Genomic DNA, 26,211 nt, shown 5'->3' on the forward strand with positions numbered 1-26,211 from the left:
GGTCAGGCCGCGGTCGCGGCGCGGGCCTCCTCGGCGAGGGCGGCCAGCGCCTGCTCGAAGCACTCCCGCGGCGGCTGGACGAGGCCCGCGCCCACCTGGCCGGTGCCGGCCACCCGCCCGGCCATGCCGGTGTTGATCTGCGGCAGCCAGCCGGTGCGGGCGACGGCGAGGACGTCGATGCCGGTCGGGGCGCCGCGGAAGCCGAGGATCGGGATCGCCATCGCCGGGTTCTCGGCCAGGGTGAGCTGGTACATCCGCTCGGTGGTGGCCAGCGCGTCGGGCACGGTGCCGCCGACGAAGCGCACGATCGCCGGTGCCGCGGCCATCGAGAACCCGCCGACGCCGTAGGTCTCCATGATCGCGGAGTCGCCGATGTCGGGGTTGGCGTCCTCGGGACCGTAGTCGCCGAGGAACAGGCCCACGGGCGTCTGGGCGGGGCCGGTGAACCAGCGGTCGCCGGTGCCGGCGGTCTGCACGCCGAACTCGGTGCCGTTGCGCGCCATCACGGTGACCAGCGTCGAGCCGGGGACGTCGCGGGCGGCGTCCATCGCCAGCTTCGCCGTCGGCATGCCGAGGTTGAGGAAGAAGTGCTCGTTGCCGCCGATGAAGCGCAGCGCGGCGGCGACGTCGTCGGACGGCGCGTCGAGCGCGGCCAGCGCCGGGGACAGCTCGCGCAGGGTCATCAGCGACCCGGCGCGGTTGCGGTTGTGCCCCTCGTCGCCCATCTGCAGCATCTGCGCGAGCACGGCCTTGACGTCCAGCGGCTCGGGCATCGAGCGCACCGCGCGGGCCAGCAGCGGGCCGAGGACGTCGCGCATCCAGGCCAGCCGGGTGAGCACCTCCTCGTTGAAGGCGCCCATCCGCAGCACCTTGCCGAGGCCCTCGTTGAGGTTGCAGTAGGCCCGGCCGCCGTTGACCGGGTCCTCCAGGCACCACGCCCACATCGACGGCGAGGTCACCCCGGCCATCGGGCCGACGGCGGAGCGGTGGTGGCACGGCTCGAGCTCCACGCCGCCCGAGGCGAGCAGTGCCTCCGCCTCCTCCACCGTCGACGCCCAGCCCTCGAACAGGCAGGCGCCGACGAGCGCCCCGCGCATCGGGCCCGACGCCGCCTCCCAGGTCAGCGGCGGGCCCGAGTGCAGCAGCGTGCGCCCCTCGAGGCCGAGCACCTCGCGGGCCGGGCGGACGTCGACCAGCACCGAGCCCGCGGCCAGCACCCGCTCGACCGCCGTCCGGTTGGCCGCGGCGCGGCGCGGGTCCAGCGCCAGCGCGGCGAGGTCGGCGGCGTCGCCGAAGCCGGGCGGCCGCCAGTCGACGTCGGCCACCGACGCCCCCTGGGCGCGCAGCGCGCCGGAGAAGACGTCGACGCCCGCGGCCACCACCGCCGGCGGGCCGTCCAGCAGACCACCCAGGCTCATCGCTGCGCTCCCAGCAGGTCGAGGGCGTACCGCGTGGCCGCGGCGTTGGAGGCGAAGACCGCGGCGCCGGCCGCGGCGAGGGCGTCGGCCTGGCGGCTCCAGCCCTGGGGGTCGGCCTCGGTGCCGACCAGCGCGACCACCACCGGCAGCCGCGCGCGCTCGCGCGCGGCGGCCAGCGCCGGGGCGAGGGCCGCCGCCGGGTCGGCGTCGGCGCCGTGGCCGAGGACGACGTCGAGCAGCAGCACGGCGGGCTCGCCGGAGTCGGCCAGCCGGGCGATCGCCTCCAGCCGCAGCGTCGGGTCGATCATCGGGTGGGCGCGGCCGACGGTGAGGGCGTCGTCGCCGAAGTCGACGACCACGTGCCCGCGGGCGGACAGGTCCGTCCCGAGGTCGAGCTCCGGCCGCAGCGGGGTGTTGGAGCGGACGTCGCCGAGCACCGGGGCGGCGAGGAGCATCGCCTCGTCGGCCAGCGTGCCGCCGGAGTAGAGGCCCTTGAGGACCGCGCCGGGCAGCGCGGCCTCCGCCGGCCCGGGCCGCGACGGCCAGACCGGGACGTCGAGCCCCATGTCGGCCAGGAGCGCCTCGACGGCGGCGGTGAGGTCGGGCGTCTCCGGGGACAGGGCGGCCGACCGGACCGGCGTCGCCAGCCCCGCGGCGGCCCGCTGCACGGCCTCGGCCACCGACGGCGCCGGCGGCTTGGAGACGACGAGCACCCGCTCGGTGGCCGGGTCGGCGTCCAGCGCCGCCAGCGCGTCGAGGGTGGCCAGCCCGCCGACGGCCTCGGACAGGTCGCGCCCGCCGACGCCGATCACGTGCGAGACGCCGACGCCGGCCGCGTCGAGCAGGCAGGACACCTGCTGCGCGCCGGTCCCCGACGCCGCGACGACGCCGACCGGCCCGGGGCGCACCGCGTTGGCGAAGCCGAGCGCGACGCCGGAGACGATCGCGGTGCCGCAGTCGGGGCCCATGACCAGCACCCCGGCCGCGTGCGCGGCGCGCTTGAGCGCGACCTCCTGCTCTACCGGGACGCCGTCGGAGAACACCAGCACGCTGCGGCCGGCGGCGATCGCGTCGGCGGCCTCGAGCGCGGCGTACTGCCCGGGGACGCTGACGATCGCCAGCGCCGGGGCGCCCGGCTCGAGGTCGTCGAGGCCGGCGCCGATGGTGCGGGCCGGCTGGGCGTCGGCGGTGGCGCGGGAGCGCTCGCGCTCGGCCAGGGCGGCGTCGACGGCGGCCACCGCGGCGGCCAGCGCGTCGTCGTCGACGGCCCGGAGGGCGATGAGCAGCTGGTCGGGCGCGGGGGTCTCCTCGGGCGCCAGACCCATGCCCGCCGCGAGCTCGACGTTGAGCGGCGTGGCCATGGCCACGAGGACGGCGGTGACGCCCTCGCGGGCGCCGACATCGCGGCTGACCTGCATCAACCGCACCGAGTCGGCGTAGACGCCGCTGCGCAGGGAGACGTGCCGGACGCCCTCTCCGGGGCCTGGAGCGCTCACCCCACCGACCGTACCGGGAGATCCCTCAGCGGTGAGATATCGGCGGCGCAACGATCTTGTTTCCGGTCGAACATTTAGCGCTGAGGCACTTTCGCACCGGCGTGTCGCGTGACACTGTGACGGCCTCCCGGGGGTGGCGGCACCTCCCGGCCCGCATCGGCTGTGCCTCGCGAGGAGGACCCCATGGCGTTCGGTTGGAAGCTCTACGGCGACGGCAAGACGCCGCCGCTGGGCGAGGCCGTCGCGCCCGACGAGCGACTGTCGTGGCCGCGCACCATCGGCATCGGCGCCCAGCACGTCGTCGCGATGTTCGGCGCGACCTTCGTCTTCCCGATCGTCATGGGCCTGGACCCGAACCTGGCGATCATGATGAGCGGGATCGCGACGATCATCTTCCTGCTCATCGTGAACGGGAAGGTGCCGAGCTACCTGGGCACCAGCGCCTCGTTCGTCGGCGGCGTCGTCGCCGTCCGGGCGCAGGGCGGCGACTCCAGCGACGTCGTCGGCGCGATCCTGGTCTCCGGCGTCGTGCTGGCGCTGGTCGGTGTGCTCATCCACTTCGCCGGGGTCCGGTTCCTGCACGCGATCCTGCCGCCGGCGGTGACCGGCGCGGTCGTGCTCCTGATCGGCTTCAACCTGGCCCCGGTGGTCGCCGGGATCTACTGGCCCCAGGACCAGTGGGTGGCGCTGGCCACGATGTCCTTCGTCATCGTCGCCTCGCTGCTGCTGCGCGGCTTCTGGGCCCGCATCTCGATCCTGCTCGGCCTCGTCTTCGGCTACCTGCTGTCGATCCTGCTCGACGCGACCGCCGGCCAGATCACCTCGCCCGACGGCACCGGCGAGGTCGTCACCCGCGACCGGATCAACTTCGACTCCGTCACCCAGGCCGACTGGTTCGGCCTCCCCGACTTCACCGCGCCCAGCTTCTCCCTCAACTTCAGCCTCCTGGTGCTGCCCGCCGTCATCGCGCTGGTCGCGGAGAACGCCGGCCACGTGAAGGCCGTCGCCGAGATGACCAAGCGCGACCTGGACCCGTACATGGGCCGGGCGATCGCCGCCGACGGTGTCGCCACCGTCGTGGCCTCCTCGGTCGGCGGCTCGCCGACCACCACCTACGCCGAGAACATCGGCGTCATGGCCGCCACCCGCGTCTACTCGACGGCGGCCTACTACGTGGCGGCCCTCGTGGCGATCCTGCTCGGCCTCTGCCCGAAGTTCGGCGCCCTGATCAACATCATCCCGGGCGGCGTGCTGGGCGGGATCACCGTCGTCCTCTACGGGATGATCGGTCTGCTCGGCGCGAAGATCTGGAAGGAGAACCGGGTCGACTTCGCCAACCCGATCAACCTGGTGCCGCTCGCCGCGGGCATCATCATCGCCATCGGCAACGTGAACCTGCAGATCACCGACACCTTCTCGCTCGGCGGCATCGCCCTGGGCACCATCGTGGCGGTGCTCGGCTGGCACGTCGCCCGCGCCCTCGCGCCGGCGGAGATGAAGGCCGCGCTCCTGGCCGAGCGCGAGTACGCCGGTGGCACGGGTCCCGCGCTCGGCCACGCCGGGGCGCACGAGTACGGCCCCGGGGCGCGCGAGTACAGCGCCGACCCGTCGTCGGTGGACCAGGTGGGCCGGCCCGGTGTCGACACCCGCAAGGGGACGCTCGACAGGTGAAGCCCGCACCCTTCCGCTACGCCGACCCCCGGTCCCTCGACGAGGCGCTCGACGTCCTGGCCGCCGAGCCCGGCGCCAAGGTGCTCGCCGGCGGGCAGTCGCTGCTGCCGCTGCTGGCGATGCGCCTGGCGGCGCCGGCCACGCTGGTCGACGTCAACCGGGTGCCGGGCCTCGACGCCGTCGAGGCGACCGGGGACGGCGTGCGGGTGGGCGCCCTCGTCCGGCACGCGCAGCTGCTCCGCGACAGCCCTGACGCGAAGGCCGCCGCCCGGGTCCAGCCGCTGCTGGCCCGGGCGACGGCGAACGTCGCCCACCCGGCCATCCGCAACCGCGGGACGACGGTCGGGTCGATCGCGCACGCCGACCCCTCCGGGGAGATGACCTCGGTGCTCGCCCTCACCGGCGGCTCGGTGACCGTGGCGACGCCGGCCGGCCGGGAGACCGTCGGCTGGCAGGACCTGTTCGTCGGGCCGCTGGAGACCTCGCTGCCCGGCGGCGCGGTCGTCGTCGACGCCTTCTTCCCCGCCCTGCCCGAGCGCTCGGGCACCGCCTTCGCCGAGATCGCCCGGCGCAAGGGCGACTACGCCGTCTGCGGGGCCGGCGTCGTCGTGACCCTCGACGCGGAGCGCCGGGTGGCCGCCGTGCGCGCCTCCTACCTGTCGGTCGGGCTGGTGCCCGAGGTGCACGACCTCACCGAGGCCGTCGCCGGCAAGCCCGTGGACAGCGCCGACTGGGCCGCGGCCGGCGCGCTGGCCCGCACGCTGGTCGACCCCGACACCGACATCCACGCCAGCGCCGACTACCGCCGGCTGCTGGTCGGCGTGCTGACCGAACGGACACTCGCCGAGGCGGCCGCCGAGGCGATCGAGAGGACCGCTGCATGACCTCCGTCGACACGGAGCGGACCGTCCGCGTGACGGTGAACGGCGTCCCGCGGGAGGTGAGCGTCCCGGTGCGCCGGGTGCTCGCCGACGCGCTGCGCGACGACCTCGGGCTGACCGGCACGCACGTCGGCTGCGCGCACGGCGTCTGCGGCTCGTGCACGGTGCTCGTCGACGGCGACCCGGTGCGGTCCTGCCTGGTGCTCGCCGTGCAGGTCGACGGCGCGGAGGTGACCACCGTCGAGGGCCTGGCCCGCGAGGACCACCAGGGCGGGCAGGTGCTCCACCCGGTGCAGGAGGCCTTTCGCGAGTGCCACGCCCTGCAGTGCGGGTTCTGCACGCCGGGCTTCCTGGTGACGATCGCCGCGGGCCTCGAGGCGCGGGACGCGGGCACGGAGATCACCGAGGAGGAGGTCGACGAGCTCGTCGGCGGCAACCTCTGCCGGTGCACCGGCTACGCCAACATCAAGAAGGCCGTCCGGCACGCCGCCGCCGCGATGCGGGAGGAGGCACGGTGACCACCAAGCTGTTCGGGGAGCCGGTCCGCCGGCGCGAGGACGCCCGCCTCATCACCGGCCGCGGCCGCTACCTCGACGACATCGGCGCCGGCGCGCTGGCCGCGGCCTTCGTGCGCAGCCCGCACGCGCACGCGCGGATCGTCGACGTCGATGTCGAGGCGGCGCTGGACGTCGAGGGTCTGGTCGCGATCTACACCTACGAGGACCTCACCGGCCCGATGGCCGAGCCGCTGCCGGTGCTCATCCCCCACCCGCAGCTGCACGCCCCGCGCACCGGGTACCCGCTGGCCAACGGCGAGGTCAACCACGTCGGCGAGCCGGTCGTCATGGTCGTGGCCACCGACCGGTACGTGGCCGAGGACGCCGCGGAGCGGATCGTCGTCAGCTACGAGGAGCTGCCGGTCGTCGTCGGGGTGGACGCCGCCCGGGCCGCCGAGCACGCCGTCCACGAGGAGATCCCCGACAACGTCGCCGCCCGGCACCACCAGGAGACTGGCGACGTCGAGCCGGCGCTGGCCGCCGCCCCGCACACGCTGTCGTTCACCCAGTACATCGAGCGCAGCGCCTGCACGCCCCTGGAGGGCAAGGGCGTGCACGCCCGCTGGGACGCCGACGACGGCAGCCTGCGCGTGCACTCCAGCACCCAGGCCTCGACGTCGGTGCGCGCGGCGATCGCCGCCAAGCTCGAGCTGTCGCTGGACCGGGTCGAGGTGATCGCGCCCGACGTCGGCGGCGGCTTCGGCGTCAAGATCGTGCACCCGTGGCCCGAGGAGCTGCTGGTGCCGATGGCGGCGATCCGGCTGGGCCGCGAGGTCAAGTGGGCCGAGGACCGGCGCGAGCACTTCGTCTCCAGCGCCCACGAGCGCCAGCAGCGGCAGGAGATCACCGTCGGGTACGACGACGACGGCCGGATCACCGCGCTCGACGTGCACGTCTGGCACGACAACGGCGCGTACACGCCCTACGGGATCATCGTCCCGATTGTGACGGCGACCCAGCTGGTCGGCCCGTACGTGATCCCCGTGTACCGGGTGGTCGTCGAGAGCGTCTACACCAACACCGTCATCGTCACGCCCTACCGCGGGGCCGGGCGGCCGCAGGGCTGCTACGCGATGGAGCGGACGATGGACCGCATCGCCGACGCGCTCGGCCTCGACCGCGCCGAGGTGCGCCGGCGGAACCTGATCACGCCCGACCAGTTCCCCTACGACCACCGCCTGACGTTCCAGGACGGCCGGCCGGTGATCTACGACTCCGGCGACTACCCGGGGCTGCTGGACAAGCTCGTCGCGCTGGTCGGCTGGGACGGGGCCGCCGCGCTGCGCGCGGACGCGCAGGCGCGCGGGAAGCTGCTCGGCGTCGGCATGGCGCTCTACGTGGAGGGCACCGGCCCCGGTCCCTACGAGGGCGGGCACGTGCAGGTGCTCGGCAGCGGCAAGGTGCTGGTCTCCACCGGACTCACCTCGCAGGGCCAGGGGCACGAGACGGTGTTCGCGCAGATCGTCGCCTCCGAGCTGGGGGTGCCGATCGAGGACGTCGAGGTGCACACCGGCGACACCCGGCGCTTCGGGTACGCCGTCGGCACGTTCGCCTCGCGCGCCGCGGTGATGAGCGGCAACGCCGTCGCGCTGGCCGCCCGCGGGGTGCGGGAGAAGGCGCTGCGGATCGCCGCCGAGGTGCTCGAGGCCAACCCCGAGGACCTGGAGATCGACGAGGGCCAGGTGCAGGTCAGGGGGACCCCGGGGGCGTCGATCCCGCTGCGCACGGTCGCCGTCCTGTCCAACCCGCTGCGCTACGCCTTCGACGAGGCGGCCAAGCAGGCCACCCAGTTCGCCACGCACGACGACAGCAAGCCGCCGGTCGCGCCCGGGGACGCGCCGGGCCTGGAGCACCGCGACTACTACTCGCCGATCCGCTCGACGTTCGCCTCCGGCGCGCACGCCGCCGTGGTGGAGATCGACCCGCGGACGTGGGAGATCGACGTCGTCCGGTACGCGGTCGTGCACGACTGCGGCAACGTGGTGAACCCCATGATCGTCGAGGGCCAGGTGCACGGCGGCGTCGCGCAGGGCGTGGGCGGGGCGCTGTACGAGCGGATGGCCTACGACGCCGACGGGCAGCTGCAGAACGCGTCGTTCATGGACTTCCTCATGCCCTACGCCTCCGAGGTGCCCGACGTGGTCATCGACCACCAGGAGACGCCGTCGCCGCTGAACCCGCTGGGGATCAAGGGCGCCGGCGAGGCGGGGGTCATCCCCGGGACGGCGGCGATCGCCTCGGCGATCGAGGACGCCACCGGGCGGCGGATCGCGTCGATGCCGATCTCGCCGACCGAGCTGTACGACCTGATGAGAGACGAGACGGCGGAGCGGACGCAGGCGTCCCTCCAGACGGGAGTGCCCGCGTGAACCTCGACGGCTCGGCGGTGCTGCACGGCACGCCCGAGGAGGTCTGGAGGGTCGTCACCGACCCGGCCGTGCTCGCGCGGACCATCCCCGGCTGCGAGTCGCTGCAGCGCACCGGCGAGGACGAGTACCGGATGGACGTCTCGGTCGGCGTGGGCGCCATCCGCGGCACCTACGCCGGCGAGGTCCGGCTCACCGACCAGCAGCCGCACTCGTCCTACGTCATGCACGCCTCCGGCGCCGGCGCCCCGGGCAACGTGCGGGCGAAGGTGGACATCGCCCTGGAGCCGCACGAGGAGGGGACGACGCTCAGCTACTCGGCCGACGCCGTCGTCGGCGGGCCGGTGGCCGGGGTCGGGCAGCGGATGATCTCCGGCGTCGCCAAGCGGATGGCCGGGCAGTTCTTCGCCGCGATCGACCGCGAGCTCACCGAGGGCGCCCCTGTGGCCGCGCCGGCCGCCGCCCGCGCGACCTCGGCCGCGGTGAGCTCCACCGAGGCGCCCGCGGCCGTTCCCGCGGGGGCGCCGGCCGGGCCCGAGCCCCAGGTCTTCCGCGGCGCGAAGGCCACGGCAGCGGCGCCGTCGTCGGAGCTGCAGACCCTCGCCGTCGGCGCGCTCGGCGGGGCCGGGCTCACCCTGCTCGGCGTCCTCGTCGGCTGGCTGCTCGGCCGCCGCCACTAGACGCGCGCCGAGGGCGGCCCCGGCGGGTGCCGGGACCGCCCTCGGGCGGGGGACCTGCGGATCAGACCGGGTACGGCTCGCCGCAGATGTCGGTCGGCAGACTGGCGTCGCAGCGGTTGTCGCGGAACTCCAATCCCTCGCCTGCGGGCAGCAGGGGCGGGATCGAGGGGTCTCCCACGAAGATGTCCATCTGCAGCGCGATGGAGCCGGTCGGGGGAGGCCCGCCGACGGGCACGAGCGCGACGTTGTCCCCGAAGTAGTTCCCGTTCACCCTGACGTTCTCGACCGGTCCGGCGCTCGTGCTCTGGCCGGGCTGGGGGTTGAACGCAGGCAGGCTGAACAACGTCAGTCCGCCGGCCGGGTTGGTCAGGAACGGCACGCTGGCCGGCAGGTGGGCCGTGTTGTCGGCGATGACGTTGCCTGCGATCGTCACGTCATCGGCGTTGACCACCTGCATGCCGACGCCCGAGACGTGCTGGTCGCCGTTCCTGCCCTGGAGGCAGTACCGGTCGTTGTCCGTCGACGAGTTCCCGCTGATGCGGAATGCGCCGGTCGCGACGTCCCGTGAGTCGTCGGGGACCTCCGTCGCGATGTCGTCGAACACGAGCACGCCGATGCAGTTGCCGCTCAAGGCGTTCCCGGCGACGCGACCACCGCGCGCCTCCCGGAGGAAGATCCCGAGGTTGTAGCCCTCGACGTGATTGCCGGTAATCCTCGCGTCGGCGACGTCGGAGTCCCCCACGCCGACACCCGCGGTGCCCGAGTTCGGCGCCGTTTCGGTGCCGCGGTCGAGACCGACCTCGTGGTTGTCGCTGATCCGGATGTCCGTCGAGTCGAAGGCGACGATGCCGTAGCGGTCGTGCGCGAAGCCCGACGTGCCGGCCACCCGGAAGCCGTCGGCCCCCCACGTGATGATCCCGCTGGCGGGGTGGTGGCGGGTCGACAGGCCGCTGACCCGCACCTCGCTGTCCGGATCGAGGAAGAACAGCGCGGAGACGTCGTCGGCGAGGGTGGTCGGGTCGTCCTCGCCGTCGGCCTGCTCCTGCGCCACCCAGCACGGGTTCGATTCGACCGTGGGCAGGTCCTCGATGGTCTCCCACTCGTCCCACACGATGTTGGTCACGCCGGCGCCGGAACCGCGGATCGTGAGTCCCTTGCCTTGGACGCACACGGCCTCGTGGTAGTCCCCAGGTGCGATCTTGATCGTGTCGCCGGATCGTGCCTCGTCCACAGCGGCTTGGATGGTCGCGTACTGCTCCCCGGGTCCGACCTTCAGGGTCTGTCCGCCTCCGCCTCCGCCGCCGTGCGCCGAGGCGACGCCGGCGGGGAGCGCGGCGAAGAGCAGGACCCCCGCGCCCGCGGCCGCCGTGACGCGTGCGGCCCTGGCGCGGGTCCTCGTCGTGGATGGGTCCATGGCGTGGCCTCTCTGGTCTGCGGCCGCTCCGAGGCCGCAGCCCGGGAGCGGGGACAGGCCCCGGCGACCTGTGACGGGCGCTCGGGAACCTGTGAGGAACCTGACAATGCGGCACACCATCCACGGGCGGCACGGGAGCGTCCACGGGTCAAGGGTGTGAACCTGGGCCCGCCCGAGGTCGTACGACCGGCCCCGGGAGCGGCCTCCATCCCGCCGGGCGGGGCAGGTGGCCGACCCCGGGCGTGCACCTCCACCGCAGGTCGCACACCCTCGGTCGGATTCGGTACGAAGGCCCCTCGCAGCGTCGACAGCGCGAGACGCGCGCGGGCAGAGTCCCCGCATGACGACCGTCCCGGAGACCGTCGGCCGGCGCCCCGCACCGCCGGTGGCGGCGCCCGGTCCGTCCCTCGCCGACACGGTGGTCACCACCGACCGGCTCACCAAGCGCTACGGCTCCCGGACGGTCGTCGACGCGCTGTCCCTGCAGGTGCGCCGCGGCGAGGTCTTCGGCTTCCTCGGGCCCAACGGCGCCGGCAAGACGACGACGCTGCGCATGCTGCTCGGCCTGGTGCGCCCCACCAGCGGGTCGGCCACCGTGCTCGGCCGCCCGGCGGGCACGTCGGTGGCCGGGGTCGGGGCGCTGGTGGAGGGCCCCGGGCTCTACCCCTTCCTCTCCGGCCGGGACAACCTGCGGGCGCTCGCCCGGTACGCCGGCGTCGGGACGGCGCGCATCGACGCGGTGCTCGGCACCGTCGACCTCACCGACCGCGCCGGCGACCGCTTCGGCACCTACTCCCTCGGCATGAAGCAGCGGCTGGGCATCGCCGCGGCGCTGCTCAAGGACCCGGAGCTGGTCGTCCTCGACGAGCCCACCAACGGGCTGGACCCGGCGGGCATCAGCGAGGTGCGCGGCCTGCTCCGCCGGCTGGCCGGAGAGGGCCGCACCGTCGTCCTGTCCAGCCACCTGCTCGGCGAGGTCGAGCACCTGTGCGACCGGGTCGCGGTGGTGGCGTCGGGCCGGCTGGTCGTGGAGAGCACCGTCGAGGAGCTGCGGGGCCTGGGCCGGCTCGTCGTCGACGCGCAGCCGCTGGACGCCGCCGTGGCGGTCGCGTCGCGGCTGCTCGGGCCCGACCGGGTGTCGGTCGTCGACGGCGCGCTGCACCTGGAGGCCGCGCCCGACGAGACGGCGGCGGTCAACCGCGCGCTGGTCCACGCGGACGTCGACGTCACCGGGCTGCGGCAGGAGGCGCGCACGCTGGAGGAGGTCTTCCTCCAGCTCACCGACGACCGGGCGGCCGACGGGGACCCGCCACCGGAGCCGGCACCCACGCGGCGGACGCGGCGGGGTGCCCGGTGAGCGCGGCGGTCGCCGTCGCGGGGCCGGCCCCCCGCACCGCCGGGTCGCTGCCGGCGATCGTCGGCGCCGAGCTGCTCAAACTGCGCCGCCGCCCCGCCACCTGGGTGCTGCTCGGCCTGTGGCCCGCGCTGCAGCTGGTGTTCAGCCTGGTCATCCCCTACACCAGCTACCGGCGCGGCTCCTCCTACGAGGGCAGCCCGCCGGAGGCGCTGCTGGCCGACACGCTGCCCGACCGGCTGGTCGGCAACGCGCTGTCGGGCCTGCCACTGTTCGGCGGCGCGCTGCTACTGACCCTCGGCGCCCTGCTGGCCGGCAGCGAGTACGGCTGGGGGACGCTCAAGACGCTGCTCGCCCAGGGCCCGCGGCGGACCACCGTCCTCGCGGGCCAGGTGCTGGCCCTGCTCACCGTCCTCGCCGGCACCGTCGCGTTCAGCCTCGCGCTCACCGCGGGGGTCAGCGCGCTGATCGCCGGCGTCGAGTCCGCGCCCGCCGACTGGCCCGGGATCGGCGAGGTCGCCCGCGGCTTCGGCGGGGGCCTGCTCGTGGCCGCCACGTGGGGCGCGCTGGGCATGCTGCTCGGGACGGCGCTGCGCGGCACCGCGCTGGCCATCGGGCTGGGCCTGGTGTGGGTGCTCGCCGTCGAGAGCCTGGTGGTGAACGTGGCTGCGCCGCTGCTCGAGGTCTTCGACACCGTGCAGCGTGCGCTGCCGGGGGTCAACGCCGGATCGCTGGTGGCCGCGCTGGCCGGGGACCCGGTGCGCACGCCGGGCGTCGTCGCGGTGGTCGACGGCGGCCAGGCCGCCTGGGTCCTGGGCGCCTTCCTCGCCGGCGCCGTCGCCCTCACCGCCCTGCTGCTGGCCCGCCGCGACCTCAGCTGAGCGTGCGTGACGGAGGCCCTCCCCGCCGGGAGGCCGACTAGGCCGCAGGCGAGTGGTCCCGGTTGACGAGGATGGCCAGCTGGGTCCGGCTGCGCAGGCCCAGCCGCCGCATCGAGGCGGTGAGGTGGCTCTTCACCGTCGCGAGGCTCAGGAACAGCCGGCGCGCGATCTCCTCGTTGCTCAGCCCCTGCGCCACCAGCTCGGCGACCTCCCGCTGGCGGTCGGTGAGCCGGTCCAGCGCGCGGTCGGGCGCCTCGGCCGGCGGCGTGGGGTCGGTCAGGTAGCGCACCAGCTGGCTGGTGGCCGAGGAGTCGATGGCCGGCTCGTGCCGGGCCAGCGCGCGCACGGCCTCGACCAGCCGGGCGGCCGCCGAGCAGCGCGGCAGGTAGCCCCGCACCCCGGCCCGCAGCACGTGCACCAGCTCGGGCCCGGCCTCGCGCGGCTCGGCCAGCACGAGGACCGCGGTGCCCCGGCGGCAGAGCTCGCGCAGCAGCGGCAGCGTGGCGCCCTGGACCAGGCCCTGGCGGGCGACGACGACCTGGGTGGGCACGTCGTCGACGGCTGCGAGCGCCCCGGGGAGGTGGTGGGTCTCGGCGACGACGGCCATGTCCGGCTCGGCCTCGAGGACCTCCCGCAGCCCCAGCCGGAAGACCTCCCGGTCCTCGCACAGCAGCACGCGGACCAGGCTGGACGGCGGCCGGATGGCGAGCGGGCGCACCGGGCGCGGGACCGGGCGCGGGCGGGGCGGTGCGCCCCGCCCCGTGACCGGCACGCCGGGTGCTGGGCCGACGGGGCGCCGTGGTCTCGGCGCGGCGGGGCCTGGACCCCGCAGGACGTCGTCGGAGCTCATGCGTTCCCCCTGTCCGGGTGGCTGACGGGCCCTGGACCGGGGTCTCCGGCCGGGTGGAACCCGTCCGTCTCAATCGGACGTGCCGAACGGTAGCGCGCAACCGTCCGGTGCTGCCAGGCAATCTGCACGGCGTTCACAGGTGGCGTCCAGCTTCGTGTGCGTGGGACGCGGGAGTCCTCGCGGCGTGTGCGCCTGGCCTGTACGCAGAGTGGCGGGCCGAGCACGGAGGTCAGCCGCCGACGGGCCCGGCCTCCCACCCGCTCCCGGGCCGGGCGGTGCGGTTGACGTGGATGGCCAGCTGCGTCCGGTCGCGCAGTCCCAGCCGGCGCAGCGCGACGGTGATGTGGCCCTTCACGGTCGCCCGGCTCACCTGCAGCCGGGTGGCGATCTCCGCGTTGGTCAGGCCCTCGGCCACCAGCTCGGACACCGCCTGCTGCCGGGCGGTGAGTGGGTTGCGCCCGCCCGGCTCGTCGGTCCCGGCCGAGCCCCGGGCGCCGTCGAGGTGGTGCAGCAGCTCCCCGGTCACGGCGGCGTCGAGCAGCGTCTCACCGCGCACCACTGCCCGAACGCCCTCGACCAGCCGGTCGGAGCTGACGGTGGTGTAGACGTAGCCGCGCGCGCCGGCGCGCAGCGCCTCGACCAGGTCGCCGCCGCTGCCGGCCTCGCCGAGCAGGACGACCCGGGTGCCGGTCGCGGTCAGGTCCCGCACCAGGTCGGTCATCGTCGGGCCCCGGGTGCCCAGGCCGAGCAGGGTGACGTCGGGGTGCAGCTCGGCGGCCAGCTCCAGCGCCCGCGTCGCGTCGGCCGCCTCCGCGACGACGACGAGGTCCGGCGCCCAGCGCAGCACGGCGCGCAGGCCGTGCCGCAGCACCTCGTGGTCGTCGCAGATCAGGACGCGCGCCGGGGCTCCGGGGGGCCGCAGCTCGTCCCGCGGTGGGGGAACGCTCTCCCCTGGCTCGCCGCCCATGCGTCCGCTCCGCTCAGGTCCGGCCCCGTGCCGCTCTCCCAGGCCCCGGAAGCTAGCGACGGACGGTGACCCGCCGCCACCGGTCTGCGACGCGGTGAGCGCGATACGCCGCCCGATTTCATACCCGGGTCGTGGTCCCCCGGCCAGAAGGACGGCCTCGCGCCCGTCCGCGGGCGCTGGGCCGCGGGACGCGCCACCCCCTCCGGCCGGTGCCCGCCCCGGCGACCGGCCGGACCCTCCCCCGGGCGGGCGCGACGGATCCGACCCGTGGCGCTGTCGGACGGCCGCACCGCCGCCCTAGCGTCGCCGGGCATCCGTCCCCGGCCCGCCGGCCGCACCGGTCCGCCGGCCCCTGCCGGCCCACAGCGACGCTGGAGTGCCCGTGCACCAGACGATGATCATCGCGAGGATGACCCCCGCCGACGCGGACAAGGTCGCCGACGTCTTCGCCCGCTCCGACGCGACGTCGATGCCGTACGAGATCGGGGTGCGGCACCGGTCGCTGTTCACCTTCCACGACCTCTACGTGCACCTGATCGAGTTCGACCGCCCCGAGCAGGAGGCCATGGCGGTCGCCCAGTCGCTGCCGGCGTTCCGGGCGGTCAGCGAGGAGCTGCGGCCCTACATCGTCGCCTACGACCCGAACTGGCGGTCGCCGCGGGACGCCATGGCGCGCCGGTTCTACGAGTGGTCGGCGGAGCGGTCGTGACCGCGACGACGCCGGCCCGGCCGCACGCCGCGGCGCCCGGGACGGTCGACTGGGTGAGCTGCCCCAGCTGCGGCTGGCTGCTCTACCGCAAGCGCCTGGACCGCAACCTGTCGGTCTGCCCCGAGTGCGACCACCACCTGCGGCTGGGCGCCCGCGCCCGGATCGCGCTCCTGGCCGACGACGGCAGCTTCGACGAGCACGCCTGCCCGCCCGGGCCCGCCGACCCGCTGGCCTTCACCGACCTGCGCGACTACCGCGACCGGCTGCACGAGGCCGCCGCCCGCTCCGGCGAGAGCGAGGCCGTCGTCCTCGGCACCGCCCGCATCGGCGGCACCCCGGTGGTCCTCGCCGCGATGGACTTCGGCTTCCTCGGCGGCAGCATGGGCATCGAGGTGGGCCGCCGCGTCAGCGCGGCCGCGGACCTCGCTCTGCAGCGCGGCCTCCCCCTGGTGACCGTCTGCGCCAGCGGCGGCGCCCGCATGCAGGAGGGCGTGTTCTCGCTGTTCCAGATGGCGCGGGTCAGCCACGCGTTCGCCCAACTGCACGAGTCCGGGCTGCTGTCGGTCTGCGTGCTCACCGACCCCACCTACGGCGGGGTGTCGGCGTCGTTCGCCACCCTGGCCGCCGTCCTGGTCGGCGAGCGCGGCGCGCACGTCGGCTTCGCCGGCCCGCGGGTGGTGCAGGAGACCATCCGGGCCGAGCTGCCCAGCGACTTCCAGACGGCGGAGTTCCTGCTGGCCCACGGCCTGGTCGACCGGGTCGAGAGCCGCGCGGAGCTGCGCCCGCTGCTGGTGCGGCTGCTCGAGCTGCACGGCCGCCGGCCGTCTCCTCCCCCGGTCACCGCCCCGGCCCCGGCGCCGGAGGCGCCCCGGGACGGGATCCCGGCGGACGACGCGCCGGACGCGGACGCCTGGGACGTCGTCCAGCGGGCCCGGGTCGCGGGCCGGCCCACGACGCTGGACTACCTGCACACCGTCTTCGACGACTTCGTCGAGCTGCACGGCGACCGCGCGTTCGCCGACGACCCGGCCGTCGTCGGCGGGGTCGCCGTCCTCGACGGGCGCCCGGTCGTGGTGATCGGCCACGAGAAGGGCCACTCGGTCCGCGAGCGGGTGGCGCGCAACTTCGGCATGCCGCACCCCGAGGGCTACCGCAAGGCGATGCGGCTGATGAGCCACGCCGAGACCTTCGGCCTGCCGGTGGTCACGCTGGTCGACACCCCCGGGGCGCACCCCGGCCCGGCGGCCGAGGAGCGCGGCCAGGCGCACGCGATCGCCGAGACCATCATGCGCAGCAGCCGGCTGCGGGTTCCCGTCGTCGCGGTGCTGACCGGCGAGGGCGGCAGCGGCGGGGCGCTGGCGCTGTGCACCTCCGACCGGCTGCTGGTCCTGGAGAACGCCTACCTGTCGGTGATCAGCCCGGAGGGCTGCGCCGCGATCCTCTGGCGGACGGCGACCGCCGCGCCGACCGCCGCGCGGGCCATGCGCCTGGGCGCGCCGCACCTGCGGGCCAGTGGCATCGCCACCTCGGTGGTGCCCGAGCCGCCCGGCGGCGCGGACGCCGATCCGCTGGCGGCCGCCGGCCTGGTCCGCGCCGCGCTGGTGCGCGAGCTCGACGAGCTCGCCCGGCTCGACGTCGGCACCCTGCTCGGCACCCGGGCCGCCCGGCTGGCCCGCATCGGCGGCGGCGGCGACCGGCCGCTGCGCGTCGTCGCCCCCGCACCCGAGGGGGGTGGCGGGGATGCGGCCCGCTGAGCTGCCGGCGCGGCCGGGACAGGCGGGAGAGGAACCCGTGGTCGGGGACGAGGGCCGCAGCCTGCGCGACGAGGTCGTCGAGCTCGCCCGCGCCCTGCCCGGGCCGCTGCGCCGGCTGACCGTCCGCAGCGGCGACCGCGCCGTCGAGGTGGAGTGGGCGGCCGACGCCGTCCCCGCGGCCGCCCCGCCGGTGCCCGGCGGCCTGCAGGCCGTGGCCGCGCCGCCCGGCCCGGCCGCGGTCCCGGAGCCGGCGGTCGAGGAGCCCGAGGTCCCCGAGGGCACGATCGCCGTCCGGGCGCCGCTGGTGGGCACGTTCTACGCCGCGCCCTCCCCGGGCGCCGAGCCGTTCGTGCGGGTCGGCGACGAGGTCGAGGCCGGCCAGACGCTCGGGATCGTCGAGGCGATGAAGCTGATGAACCCGATCGTGGCCGACTCCGCGGGCGCGGTGGCCGAGATCCGGGTCGGCGACGCCGAGTCGGTGGAGTACGACCAGGTCCTGGTGCTGCTGCGCCCGTCCGGGGGGCCGCGGTGATCGGCCGGCTGCTCGTCGCCAACCGCGGCGAGATCGCCGTCCGGGTCGCCCGCGCCTGCCGGGAGCTCGGCATCGAGGTGGTCGCCGTCTACTCCACGGCCGACCGGCGCTCCGCCGTCGTCGAGATGGCCGACGAGGCGGTGCACATCGGCCCCCCGGCGCCCCGGGCGAGCTACCTGCACGTGCCCAACGTCGTCGAGGCGGCCCTGCGCAGCGGCGCCGACGCGGTGCACCCCGGCTACGGCTTCCTCTCCGAGGACCCCGACTTCGCCGAGATCTGCGAGGCCGAGGGGCTGACCTTCGTCGGCCCGCCGCCGGAGGTCATGCAGCAGATGGGCAACAAGGCCACCGCGCGGCGGCTGATGGCCGCGGCCGGCCTGCCCCTGCTGCCCGGCGTGGTGGACCCGGTGCGCACCGCCGAGGAGGGCCTGGCGATCGCCGCGGAGATCGGCTACCCGGTGATCATCAAGGCCGCGGCCGGCGGCGGCGGCCGGGGCATGACGGTGGTGCACGACCCCGCCGACTTCGCCGAGGCGTTCGCCACCACCCGCACCGTCGCCCGGGCGGTGTTCCGCGACCCCACCGTCTACGTCGAGCGCTACCTGTCCGGCGCCCGGCACGTCGAGGTCCAGGTGCTCTGCGACGCCCACGGCGCGGGCGTGTACCTCGGCGAGCGGGACTGCTCGCTGCAGCGGCGGCACCAGAAGCTGCTGGAGGAGGGGCCGGCCGGGCACCTCACGCCGGAGCAGCGGGCCGGGCTCGGCGAGCTGGCGGTCCGCGGCGCGCTGTCGGTCGGCTACACCGGCGCGGGGACCGTGGAGTTCCTCGTCGACGACGCCGGGCGCGCCTACTTCATGGAGATGAACGCCCGCATCCAGGTCGAGCACCCGGTCACCGAGCTGCTGACCGGCGTGGACCTGGTCCGCGAGCAGCTGCTGGTGGCCGGCGGCGAGCGGCTGCGGCTGCGCCAGGAGGACGTCGTCGTGCGGGGCGCGGCGATCGAGTGCCGGATCAACGCCGAGGACCCGGCCCGTGGGTTCGCCCCCGCACCCGGCCGGCTCGACGTGCTGCGCGTCCCCGACGGCCCGTGGACCCGCTTCGACACCGGCTACCGCCAGGGCGACGAGGTCAGCCCGCACTACGACTCGCTGCTGGGCAAGCTCGTCGTCTGGGCGCCCGACCGCGAGCAGGCCGTGCGCCGGATGGACCGGGCGCTGGCCGAGCTGCGCGTCGAGGGCCCCGGCGTGCACACCACCACCGCCCTGCACCGCGCGCTGCTGCGCGACCCCGACGTGCGCGCCGACCGGCACGACGTCCAGTTCCTCGACCGCCGGCTGCCCGACCTGGTGGCCCGCGCCGCGGCCATCGCCGCGGCGCGGGAGCCGGCCCTGCCCGCCTCGCGCGGCGCGCTGCACCTCGTCCCGTCCGGCGCCCCCGCCGGTCCGGCGTCCGTCCCCCACTCCCGTCCCGAGGAGGACCCACCCATGTCCGCTGCCCCGTTCACCCAGGCCGACCTCATGCAGCTGCTCACCGAGAAGGCGGGCCTGCCGGCCGAGTCGCACACCGACGACCCCGACGCCCGCTTCGCCGACGTCGGCCTGGACTCGCTCGCCTTCCTGTCCATGCAGACCGAGCTGCAGGACCGCTTCGGCACCGCGATGCCCGACGACAGCCCCGACAACTACACGTTCGGCGAGATCGTCGAGGCCGTGTGCGCGGCCCAGGCGCAGCCGGCGTAGCCCACCCCGTCCCGAGGGAGCACCCCGACATGACCAGCACCGACCCGCGCGCCCTGACCGTCGGCCACACCGACAACTCGATCCTCATCGACGCCGACCTCGACCACGTCTGGACGATGACCAACGACCTGCGGTCCTGGCCGGACCTGTTCACCGAGTACCGCAGCGTGGAGGTGCTCGAGTCCACCGACACCTGGTTCCGGTTCCGGCTGACCATGCACCCCGACGAGTCCGGTCGGGTGTGGAGCTGGGTGTCCGAGCGGACCCTCGACCCGGCCACCCACGAGGTGCGCGCGCGCCGCGTGGAGCCCGGGCCGTTCGAGTTCATGGACATCCACTGGAGCTACACCGCCGAGGACGGCGGCACCCGGATGCGCTGGGTGCAGGACTTCCGGATGCGGCCGGAGGCCCCGGTCGACACCGAGACGATGACCCGGCGGATCGACGCGAACAGCAAGGTCCAGATGGGGATCATCCGCGAGAAGGTCGAGGCGGCCGCGACCCGGGGAGCGGTGGGGTGACCGCGGCGCGGGGTCCCGCGGTCGTCCTGCCCGGGGAGGAGGGCTCCCGCCCGGGCATGGTCGACCCGTGGCTGGCCGACCCGGTGGCCGCGGCCACCGTGTCCGAGGTCGACGCCGTCGTCGGCCGCGACGTCGCCGCCTGGTGGCGGGACCCCGCGACCGCACCCGACCCCGTCGCGGCGCACCTCGAGGTCGTCGTGACCGGGGTGGCCGGCTACCGCAGCCTGACCACCCGCGGGCTGTTCCCGGCGCTCGTCGCCGGGCACGGCGTGGGCGAGTTCGCCGCCCTCGTCGCCGCCGGCGCCCTCGAGCTCGACCAGGTCGTCGAGCTGGTGCACTGGCGCGCCGAGCTGCTGTGCCTGGCGCCCCGGCCCTCCTGCGCGGGCCTGGCCGCCGTCCTCGGCCCCGGCGCGGAGCAGGTCGCCCGCGCCGCCGTCGCGGCGGTCGGCGACGACGGCCCGCTGTGCGTCGCCGCCCTCGACGCCCCGCAGCGCGCGGTGCTCTCCGGCGGCCGCACCGAGCTCGCCCGCGCGGCCGAGGTCGTCCGCGCGGCGGGCCTGGAGCTGGTGCGGCTGCCCGGCCGGGCGCCGTGCCACGGGCCGCTGATGGCGCCGGTCGCCGCGCACCTGGCGACCGCGCTGGCCGACCTGGACTGGTCGGTCCCGCTGGTGCCCGTCGTCCCCAACGCCGACGGGGAGCCGACCCGCGACCCCGGGCGGCTGCGCTCGGCGCTGCGCCGCCACCTCACCGCGCCGGTGCTCTGGGAGGCCACCTCCCGGGCGCTGGCCGGCGCCGGCGCGACGTCGGTCGTCGAGATCGGCGCCGTCCCGGTGCTGGGGCCGCTTGTCGCCCAGGTGCAGCCGGACCTGCCCGTCTCCCTGGCCACGGGGGCGCCCACCCCCGCTCCCGCCGACGTCCCGGGTCCCGCGCTCGCGGGCTCGCTCCCCACCTGACCCGCTCCCGAGGAGAGACATGACGACGATCCAGCACGCGCCGGCCACCCCGACGCGCTGCGGCCCCACCGTCCACCGCGCCGACACCGCGCCCAACCGCCGCCGCGGCGGGGACATCCGGGTGCTGCTGTCCCCGGCCAGCGTGGGCTCGACCGCCGGCTTCATGGGCACGCTCACCCTCGAGCCCGGCGAGGTCGTGACCGAGCACTGGCACCCGTACTCGGAGGAGTTCCTCTACTGCCAGGAGGGCGACGTCCTGGTCACCCTCGACGGCGAGGAGCGCCGCCTGGTCGCCGAGTCCGCCGTCCACATCCCGATCGGCGTGCGGCACCGGATCGTCAACGACACCGGCACGACGGCGCAGTTCGTCTTCCTGTGCGGTCCGCTGGCGCCGCGGCCGGAGCTCGGCCACGTGGACACCGAGCTGCCCCCGGGCGTGCGGTGAGCACCGGCCGGCGCCGGGTCGTCGTCACCGGCATCGGGGTGGTCGCCCCTGGCTCGATGGGCCGCGAGGGCTTCTGGGACATGCTCACCGAGGGGCGGACGGCGACCCGCCGGATCACCTTCTTCGACCCGGCCCGGTTCCGCTCCCAGGTCGCCGCCGAGGTGGACTTCGACGGCCGCAAGCTCGGCCTGACCGCCCAGGAGGTGTTCCGCAACGACCGGTTCGTCCAGATGGCGATGGTCGCCGCGGACGAGGCGGTCGCCGACAGCGGGCTGCGGTTCGGCGCCGACGACGGCCCGGACGGCGACCGCGTCGGCGTCACGCTGGGCAGCGCGGTCGGCGCGACGATGCGCCTGGAGCAGGAGTACGTGCAGGTCAGCGACTCGGGCCGGCTGTGGGAGGTCGACCCGCGGTACGCGTCGCGGTTCCTCGCCTCCGCGCTGGTGCCGAGCTGCGGGGCCACCGAGCTCGCCGTGCGGTTCGGCGCGCACGGCCCGGCCACCGTCGTCTCCACCGGCTGCACCTCCGGCATCGACGCGGTCGGCTACGGCGCGCAGCTGGTCGAGGACGGCGACGCCGACGTCGTCCTCGCGGGGGCCAGCGACGCCCCGATCTCGCCCATCTCGATGGCCTGCTTCGACACCATCCGGGCGACCACCGACAGCAACGACGACCCCGAGCACGCCTCCAAGCCCTTCGACGCCCGCCGCAACGGGTTCGTCATGGGCGAGGGCGCGGCGGTGCTCGTGCTCGAGGAGCTCGGGCACGCCCGCCGCCGCGGCGCGGAGGTGTACTGCGAGATCACCGGCTACGCCAACCGCTGCAACGCCTTCCACATGACCGGGCTCAAGCCCGACGGCACCGAGATGGCCGAGGCGATCACCCGGGCGCTGGACCAGGGCCGCATCGCGCCGGACGAGGTCGGCTACGTCAACGCGCACGGCTCGGGCACCAAGCAGAACGACCGGCACGAGACGGCGGCGGTCAAGAAGAGCCTGGGCCCCGCCGCCGGCAGCGTGGCGATGAGCTCGATCAAGTCGATGGTCGGGCACTCGCTGGGCGCCATCGGGTCGATCGAGATCGCCGCGACGGCGCTGGCCGTGCAGCGCGGCGTGCTGCCGCCCACGGCCAACTACGAGGTGCCCGACCCCGAGTGCGACCTGGACTACGTGCCGAAGGTGGCGCGGGAGCAGAAGGTCGACGTCGCCATCTCGGTGGGCAGCGGCTTCGGCGGGTTCCAGTCGGCGATCGTGCTGGCCGGCCCCACGCGGAGGGAGTCGTGAGCGGGCTGCTGGTCACCGGGATCGGCGTCGTCGCCCCCACCGGCGTCGGCGTCGAGGAGCACTGGGCCTCGCTGGTCCGCGGGGAGCCGGCCATCCGGCCGCTGGAGGGCTTCGACGCCGACCGCTACGGCGTCCCGCTGGCCGGGCAGGTGCGCGACTTCGTGCCCGCCGACCACGTCTCGCCGCAGCTGATGGTGCAGACCGACCGGTGGACGTGGATGTCGCTGGCGGCGGCCACCCTCGCGGCGCAGGACGCGGACTACACCGCCCCCGAGGACGACGTCTACGCCACCTCGGTGTTCCTCGCCTCCGGCTCGGGCGGCAACGAGTTCAGCCAGCACGAGATCCAGGGGCTGTGGGCCAAGGGGCCCCGGTCGGTGGGCGCCTACCAGTCGATCGCCTGGTTCTACGCGGCCTCCACCGGCCAGGTGTCCATCCGCGACGACTTCAAGGGCCCCTCGGGCGTCGTCGTCACCGAGGGCGCGGGCGGGCTCGACAGCATCGGCTGGGCGCGGCGGGTGGTCCGCCGCGGCACCCCGGCGGTGCTGGTCGGCGGCACCGAGGCCGGGCTGTGCCCGTACGCGGTGCTGTGCCAGGCCACCGGCGGCCGGCTGTCGGGCGCCGACCGCCCCGAGGACGCCTACAAGCCCTTCGACCGGCGGGCCAACGGGCACGTGGTCGGCGAGGGCGGGGCGATCCTGCTGCTGGAGGAGCCCGGCGCGGCCGCGGCCCGCGGCGCGCCGAAGGTGTGGGGCGAGGTCGCCGGCTACGGCGCCACCCACGACGCCCACCACCACGAGGACCCGGCGCCCGACGCGACGCAGTACGCCCGGGCGATCCGGCTGTCGCTGGCCGACGCCGGCGTCTCCCCGGACGAGGTCGACCTGGTGATCGCCGACGGCGCCGGCGTCCCGGCGCTGGACCGGCTGGAGCTGGAGGCGATCGGCGCGGTGTTCGGCGGGCGGTCGGCCCCCGTGCCGGTGACCGCGCCGTCGTCGTGGACCGGCCGGCTCATGGCCGGCGGGTCGGCGCTGAACGTGGCGACGGCGCTGCTGGCGATGCGGGACGGGATCGTGCCCGGCACCGCCTTCCTCGACGACCCGGTCGACACGCCGCCGGGGGTCGACCTCGTCCGCGCCGGCCGCGTGCAGGACCTGGCCACCGTGGTCGTCCTCGCCCGCGGCGCCGGCGGCTTCAACAGCAGCCTGGTGCTGCGCCGACACGCTAGAGGAGCTCGTTCATGACCACCCTGGAGGAGCGGCCGACGACGCACGACGGCGCGGTGCGCACGCTGCTGCGCATGCGGGTGCGGGAGGGCTGCGAGCAGGCGTTCGAGGACGCCTGGCGCGAGGCCGCGGCGCAGATCGCCTCGGTGCCCGGCAACCTGCGGCAGGAGCTCATGCGGGACGCGGCCGACCCGCGGACGTTCCTCGTCGTCGCCGACTGGGTGGACCGGGCGGCGGTCGACGGCTTCGGCCGCTCCGCCGCCCGGGAGACGCTGACCGCGGCCCTGCGGGACCTGCGCGAGGACGCCGACCGCAGCACCTACGAGGTGCTGTACGGGATCACCGGCGGCGAGCAGGCCTCGCACGTGCGCGTGGACATCAGCACGAAGGTGGCGCCGGGCGAGGAGGAGGCGTTCGAGCGGGCTTACGCGATCGTCACCGACCGGCTGCGCGGCACCAAGGGGCTGATCCGCGAGGAGCTGCTCCGCGAGCCGGACTCGGACCTGTACCACATCTTCGCCGAGTGGGAGTCCGACGAGGACTTCCGCAACTGGGTGGAGGACCCCTCGCACGCCGACCAGAGCGGCCCGCTCATCCGCTGGCTGTCGGTGTTCTTCCAGCGCAAGCTCTACGAGATCCGGTTCCGCCCGCAGGAGGCCGGCGTGCGGGGCGTGCGGGCGGCGGCGCCCCCGGCCCCTGCCCCGGCCCCGGTCGAGGCCCCCGCCGAGGTGCCGGCGCCCCGGCCGGCGCTGGCCGAGCCGGTCACCGCGCCGATCGACCTCGGCTCGCTGCCCTCCCCCCTCCCCGTCCCGGCGGCCCCCGCCGCCCGGCGGACCCGGCCGGACGCCGAGGTGCTCGTGATCGGCGCCGGGCCGGCGGGGCTGACCGCCGGGATCGAGCTGGCCCGCCGCGGGATCGCCGTCCGCGTCGTCGACAAGCGGCCGCAGGCCTCCACGCAGGCGGACAAGGCGATCGGCATCCACTGCCGGACGATGGAGATCTGGGAGGACCAGGGCATCGTCACCGAGGCGATGGACGCCGGCACCTGGCTCTACGGCCAGACCGTCTTCGTCAACGGCAAGCTCACGCACCAGGTCGACTGGTCGGGGCTGGAGGAGCTGCCCTACGCCCACCTCGGCCTGCCGCAGTACGAGACCGAGCGGATCCTCGGCGACCGGCTGCGGTCCCTCGGCGTCGAGGTGGAGCGGGGCGTCGAGCTCACCGGCTTCACCCAGGACGACGAGGGCGTGACCGCGCAGCTGGCGCACGCCTCCGGCGAGGCCGAGTCGGCGCGGGCGGCCTACCTGGTCGGTGCCGACGGCGCCTCGAGCGCGGTGCGCGCGCAGCTGGGCCTGCGGTTCGACGGCGGGCTGTCGATGTTCCCGCAGCTGTTCATGCTCGGCGACGTCGACGTGGACTGGGAGATGCCGCCGGGCCACCTGCTGCGCTGGGTGCGGATCGAGGACGACGGCGACTTCACCGGCATGCTCGTCTGCGTCCCGCTGCGCGGCCGCAACCGCTACCGGGTGGCCACGCTCGCGCCGAAGCGGCTGCAGGAGACGATCGGCAGCGGCGTCGTCCCCGCCGGGTTCTGGAAGGAGTACGACCCGCCGGGGCTCGCCGACATCCAGGCCGCCATCGACGACCTCGGCCCGGCCGGGACGACGGCGAGCAACCTGCGCTGGGCGTCGATCTTCCGGATCAAGCACGGCATCGTCGACCGGTACCGGGTGGGGCGGGTCTTCGTCGCCGGGGACGCCGCCCACCTGCACCCGCCGGCCGGCGGCCAGGGCATGAACACCGGCATCCAGGACGCGTGGAACCTGTCCTGGAAGCTCGCCCTCGCCGTCCGCGGGCAGGGCTCCCCCGGGCTGCTCGACAGCTACGAGGCCGAGCGGCGCCCGGCGGGCAAGGCGATCGTCGACCGGGCCGTGGCCATCGCGTTCACCGACGAGATGGACATGGAGGACGAGAAGGCGCAGTTCCTGCTCGAGATGCAGATGACCATGAACTACGCCGGGAGCCCGCTGGTGGGGCAGGTCGACGGCGGGTTCGCGGGCGGGCCGGAGCCCGGCCACCGGGCGCCGGACGTGACGGGCCTGCGCCGGTTCGGCGTGGCGCACGACGTGCGGCTGTTCGACCTCACCCGCGGCACCCACGCGACGCTGCTGCTGTCGGCCGACGCGACGGCCGACCCGGCGGCGCTCGAGGAGCTGGCGGTGGGCGTCCGGACGGCGACCCGCGGGCAGGTGCACCCGTACCTGCTGCTCGCGCCGGGCACCCCCGTCCCGCCGCTGGTGGAGCTCCCGGTGCTCGCCGACCCCGGCGACGGCTTCCGCGCCGCCTACGGGATCGCGGGACCGGGCACGGCCGCCTACCTGGTCCGGCCCGACGGGCACGTCGGCTACCGCACCCGGCCGGTGTCCGAGGAGGCGCTGCAGGAGCACCTCGCGGGCGTCTACGCGGTCTGACACGCGACGAGGGCGGTCCCGGCGAGCTCGCCGGGACCGCCCT

At 75.5% G+C, this 26,211-nt stretch carries 22 protein-coding genes; 17 read left to right on the forward strand and 5 right to left on the reverse strand.

Features of this window, described 5'->3' with window-relative positions; genetic code table 11:
* Positions 1 to 2: 2 nt before the first annotated feature.
* Positions 3 to 1,418, reverse strand: coding sequence for a DUF1116 domain-containing protein (locus tag ACI79B_RS18915; RefSeq protein WP_456929705.1), 1,416 nt, complete (start codon positions 1,416 to 1,418; stop codon positions 3 to 5).
* Positions 1,415 to 2,914: an FdrA family protein gene (locus ACI79B_RS18920; RefSeq protein ID WP_456929706.1), complete on the reverse strand. Its 1,500-nt coding sequence runs from the start codon at positions 2,912 to 2,914 to the stop codon at positions 1,415 to 1,417. Before ACI79B_RS18920 ends, ACI79B_RS18915 begins: the two co-directional genes overlap by 4 nt.
* A 183-nt stretch (positions 2,915 to 3,097) precedes the next feature.
* Here ACI79B_RS18920 and ACI79B_RS18925 point away from each other — a divergent pair, with 183 nt between their 5' ends.
* From ACI79B_RS18925 to ACI79B_RS18945, 5 genes are read left to right on the forward strand one after another with little or no spacing between them, the layout of a single operon-like run.
* A complete protein-coding gene (locus ACI79B_RS18925; protein WP_456929707.1) occupies positions 3,098 to 4,585 on the forward strand; it encodes a uracil-xanthine permease family protein in 1,488 nt (495 codons plus the stop codon).
* Positions 4,582 to 5,469, forward strand: coding sequence for an FAD binding domain-containing protein (locus ACI79B_RS18930; protein WP_456929708.1), 888 nt, complete (start codon positions 4,582 to 4,584; stop codon positions 5,467 to 5,469). Before ACI79B_RS18925 ends, ACI79B_RS18930 begins: the two co-directional genes overlap by 4 nt.
* On the forward strand, positions 5,466 to 5,984 hold the full coding sequence (locus ACI79B_RS18935) for a (2Fe-2S)-binding protein (RefSeq protein WP_456929709.1): 519 nt from the start codon (positions 5,466 to 5,468) through the stop codon (positions 5,982 to 5,984). The genes ACI79B_RS18930 and ACI79B_RS18935 overlap by 4 nt, the downstream gene beginning before the upstream one ends.
* On the forward strand, positions 5,981 to 8,392 hold the full coding sequence (gene cutA, locus ACI79B_RS18940) for an aerobic carbon-monoxide dehydrogenase large subunit (RefSeq protein ID WP_456929710.1): 2,412 nt from the start codon (positions 5,981 to 5,983) through the stop codon (positions 8,390 to 8,392). Before ACI79B_RS18935 ends, cutA begins: the two co-directional genes overlap by 4 nt.
* On the forward strand, positions 8,389 to 9,069 hold the full coding sequence (locus ACI79B_RS18945) for an SRPBCC family protein (protein ID WP_456929711.1): 681 nt from the start codon (positions 8,389 to 8,391) through the stop codon (positions 9,067 to 9,069). The genes cutA and ACI79B_RS18945 overlap by 4 nt, the downstream gene beginning before the upstream one ends.
* 61 nt (positions 9,070 to 9,130) lie before the next feature.
* Here ACI79B_RS18945 and ACI79B_RS18950 read toward each other — a convergent pair whose 3' ends face one another.
* Positions 9,131 to 10,483, reverse strand: a complete 1,353-nt coding sequence (locus tag ACI79B_RS18950; protein ID WP_456929712.1) for a NosD domain-containing protein — start codon at positions 10,481 to 10,483, stop codon at positions 9,131 to 9,133.
* A gap of 340 nt (positions 10,484 to 10,823) precedes the next feature.
* Between ACI79B_RS18950 and ACI79B_RS18955 the strand changes: the two genes are divergently transcribed.
* Both ACI79B_RS18955 and ACI79B_RS18960 read left to right on the forward strand, forming a co-directional pair.
* Complete coding sequence (locus ACI79B_RS18955; protein ID WP_456929713.1) at positions 10,824 to 11,840, forward strand: ABC transporter ATP-binding protein; 1,017 nt, start codon at positions 10,824 to 10,826, stop codon at positions 11,838 to 11,840.
* Positions 11,837 to 12,718, forward strand: coding sequence for an ABC transporter permease (locus ACI79B_RS18960; protein WP_456929714.1), 882 nt, complete (start codon positions 11,837 to 11,839; stop codon positions 12,716 to 12,718). Before ACI79B_RS18955 ends, ACI79B_RS18960 begins: the two co-directional genes overlap by 4 nt.
* A gap of 37 nt (positions 12,719 to 12,755) precedes the next feature.
* Here the strand turns inward: ACI79B_RS18960 and ACI79B_RS18965 are convergent, their stop codons facing one another.
* Entirely contained in the window at positions 12,756 to 13,394 is a 639-nt protein-coding gene (locus ACI79B_RS18965; protein ID WP_456929715.1) for a LuxR C-terminal-related transcriptional regulator, read from the reverse strand.
* Positions 13,395 to 13,797: 403 nt separating this feature from the next.
* Positions 13,798 to 14,535 (reverse strand): LuxR C-terminal-related transcriptional regulator, encoded by a 738-nt coding sequence (locus tag ACI79B_RS18970; protein ID WP_456929716.1) that lies wholly within the window; start codon positions 14,533 to 14,535, stop codon positions 13,798 to 13,800.
* 394 nt (positions 14,536 to 14,929) lie between these two features.
* Here ACI79B_RS18970 and ACI79B_RS18975 point away from each other — a divergent pair, with 394 nt between their 5' ends.
* From ACI79B_RS18975 to ACI79B_RS19020, 10 genes are read left to right on the forward strand one after another with little or no spacing between them, the layout of a single operon-like run.
* Entirely contained in the window at positions 14,930 to 15,244 is a 315-nt protein-coding gene (locus tag ACI79B_RS18975; RefSeq protein ID WP_456929754.1) for a TcmI family type II polyketide cyclase, read from the forward strand.
* Entirely contained in the window at positions 15,241 to 16,998 is a 1,758-nt protein-coding gene (locus tag ACI79B_RS18980; RefSeq protein WP_456929717.1) for an acetyl-CoA carboxylase carboxyltransferase subunit alpha, read from the forward strand. Before ACI79B_RS18975 ends, ACI79B_RS18980 begins: the two co-directional genes overlap by 4 nt.
* A gap of 37 nt (positions 16,999 to 17,035) precedes the next feature.
* On the forward strand, positions 17,036 to 17,530 hold the full coding sequence (accB, locus tag ACI79B_RS18985) for an acetyl-CoA carboxylase biotin carboxyl carrier protein (protein ID WP_456929718.1): 495 nt from the start codon (positions 17,036 to 17,038) through the stop codon (positions 17,528 to 17,530).
* The gene (locus tag ACI79B_RS18990) at positions 17,527 to 19,269 is read left to right on the forward strand and encodes an acetyl-CoA carboxylase biotin carboxylase subunit (RefSeq protein ID WP_456929719.1); all 1,743 of its coding nucleotides are present in this window, start codon (positions 17,527 to 17,529) and stop codon (positions 19,267 to 19,269) included. The genes accB and ACI79B_RS18990 overlap by 4 nt, the downstream gene beginning before the upstream one ends.
* Positions 19,270 to 19,298: 29 nt before the next feature.
* Positions 19,299 to 19,790: an SRPBCC family protein gene (locus ACI79B_RS18995; protein ID WP_456929720.1), complete on the forward strand. Its 492-nt coding sequence runs from the start codon at positions 19,299 to 19,301 to the stop codon at positions 19,788 to 19,790.
* Positions 19,787 to 20,743, forward strand: coding sequence for an ACP S-malonyltransferase (locus ACI79B_RS19000; RefSeq protein WP_456929721.1), 957 nt, complete (start codon positions 19,787 to 19,789; stop codon positions 20,741 to 20,743). Before ACI79B_RS18995 ends, ACI79B_RS19000 begins: the two co-directional genes overlap by 4 nt.
* A 19-nt stretch (positions 20,744 to 20,762) precedes the next feature.
* On the forward strand, positions 20,763 to 21,188 hold the full coding sequence (locus ACI79B_RS19005) for a cupin domain-containing protein (protein WP_456929722.1): 426 nt from the start codon (positions 20,763 to 20,765) through the stop codon (positions 21,186 to 21,188).
* Entirely contained in the window at positions 21,185 to 22,471 is a 1,287-nt protein-coding gene (locus ACI79B_RS19010; protein ID WP_456929723.1) for a beta-ketoacyl-[acyl-carrier-protein] synthase family protein, read from the forward strand. The genes ACI79B_RS19005 and ACI79B_RS19010 overlap by 4 nt, the downstream gene beginning before the upstream one ends.
* On the forward strand, positions 22,468 to 23,715 hold the full coding sequence (locus tag ACI79B_RS19015; protein WP_456929724.1) for a beta-ketoacyl synthase N-terminal-like domain-containing protein: 1,248 nt from the start codon (positions 22,468 to 22,470) through the stop codon (positions 23,713 to 23,715). Before ACI79B_RS19010 ends, ACI79B_RS19015 begins: the two co-directional genes overlap by 4 nt.
* Positions 23,712 to 26,168, forward strand: coding sequence for an FAD-dependent monooxygenase (locus ACI79B_RS19020; protein ID WP_456929725.1), 2,457 nt, complete (start codon positions 23,712 to 23,714; stop codon positions 26,166 to 26,168). The genes ACI79B_RS19015 and ACI79B_RS19020 overlap by 4 nt, the downstream gene beginning before the upstream one ends.
* Positions 26,169 to 26,211: the final 43 nt, after the last annotated feature.

This window comes from Geodermatophilus sp. SYSU D00879 (assembly GCF_054050375.1).

Coding starts and splice junctions, on each gene's coding strand:
- ACI79B_RS19020 (WP_456929725.1), top strand. CDS start 23,712: ATGACCACCCTGGAGGAGCGGCCGACGACGCACGACGGCGCGGTGCGC.
- ACI79B_RS19005 (WP_456929722.1), top strand. CDS start 20,763: ATGACGACGATCCAGCACGCGCCGGCCACCCCGACGCGCTGCGGCCCC.
- ACI79B_RS18975 (WP_456929754.1), top strand. CDS start 14,930: ATGATCATCGCGAGGATGACCCCCGCCGACGCGGACAAGGTCGCCGAC.
- ACI79B_RS18995 (WP_456929720.1), top strand. CDS start 19,299: ATGACCAGCACCGACCCGCGCGCCCTGACCGTCGGCCACACCGACAAC.
- ACI79B_RS18935 (WP_456929709.1), top strand. CDS start 5,466: ATGACCTCCGTCGACACGGAGCGGACCGTCCGCGTGACGGTGAACGGC.
- ACI79B_RS18955 (WP_456929713.1), top strand. CDS start 10,824: ATGACGACCGTCCCGGAGACCGTCGGCCGGCGCCCCGCACCGCCGGTG.
- ACI79B_RS18970 (WP_456929716.1), bottom strand. CDS start 14,535: ATGGGCGGCGAGCCAGGGGAGAGCGTTCCCCCACCGCGGGACGAGCTG.
- ACI79B_RS18950 (WP_456929712.1), bottom strand. CDS start 10,483: ATGGACCCATCCACGACGAGGACCCGCGCCAGGGCCGCACGCGTCACG.
- ACI79B_RS18925 (WP_456929707.1), top strand. CDS start 3,098: ATGGCGTTCGGTTGGAAGCTCTACGGCGACGGCAAGACGCCGCCGCTG.
- ACI79B_RS18915 (WP_456929705.1), bottom strand. CDS start 1,418: ATGAGCCTGGGTGGTCTGCTGGACGGCCCGCCGGCGGTGGTGGCCGCG.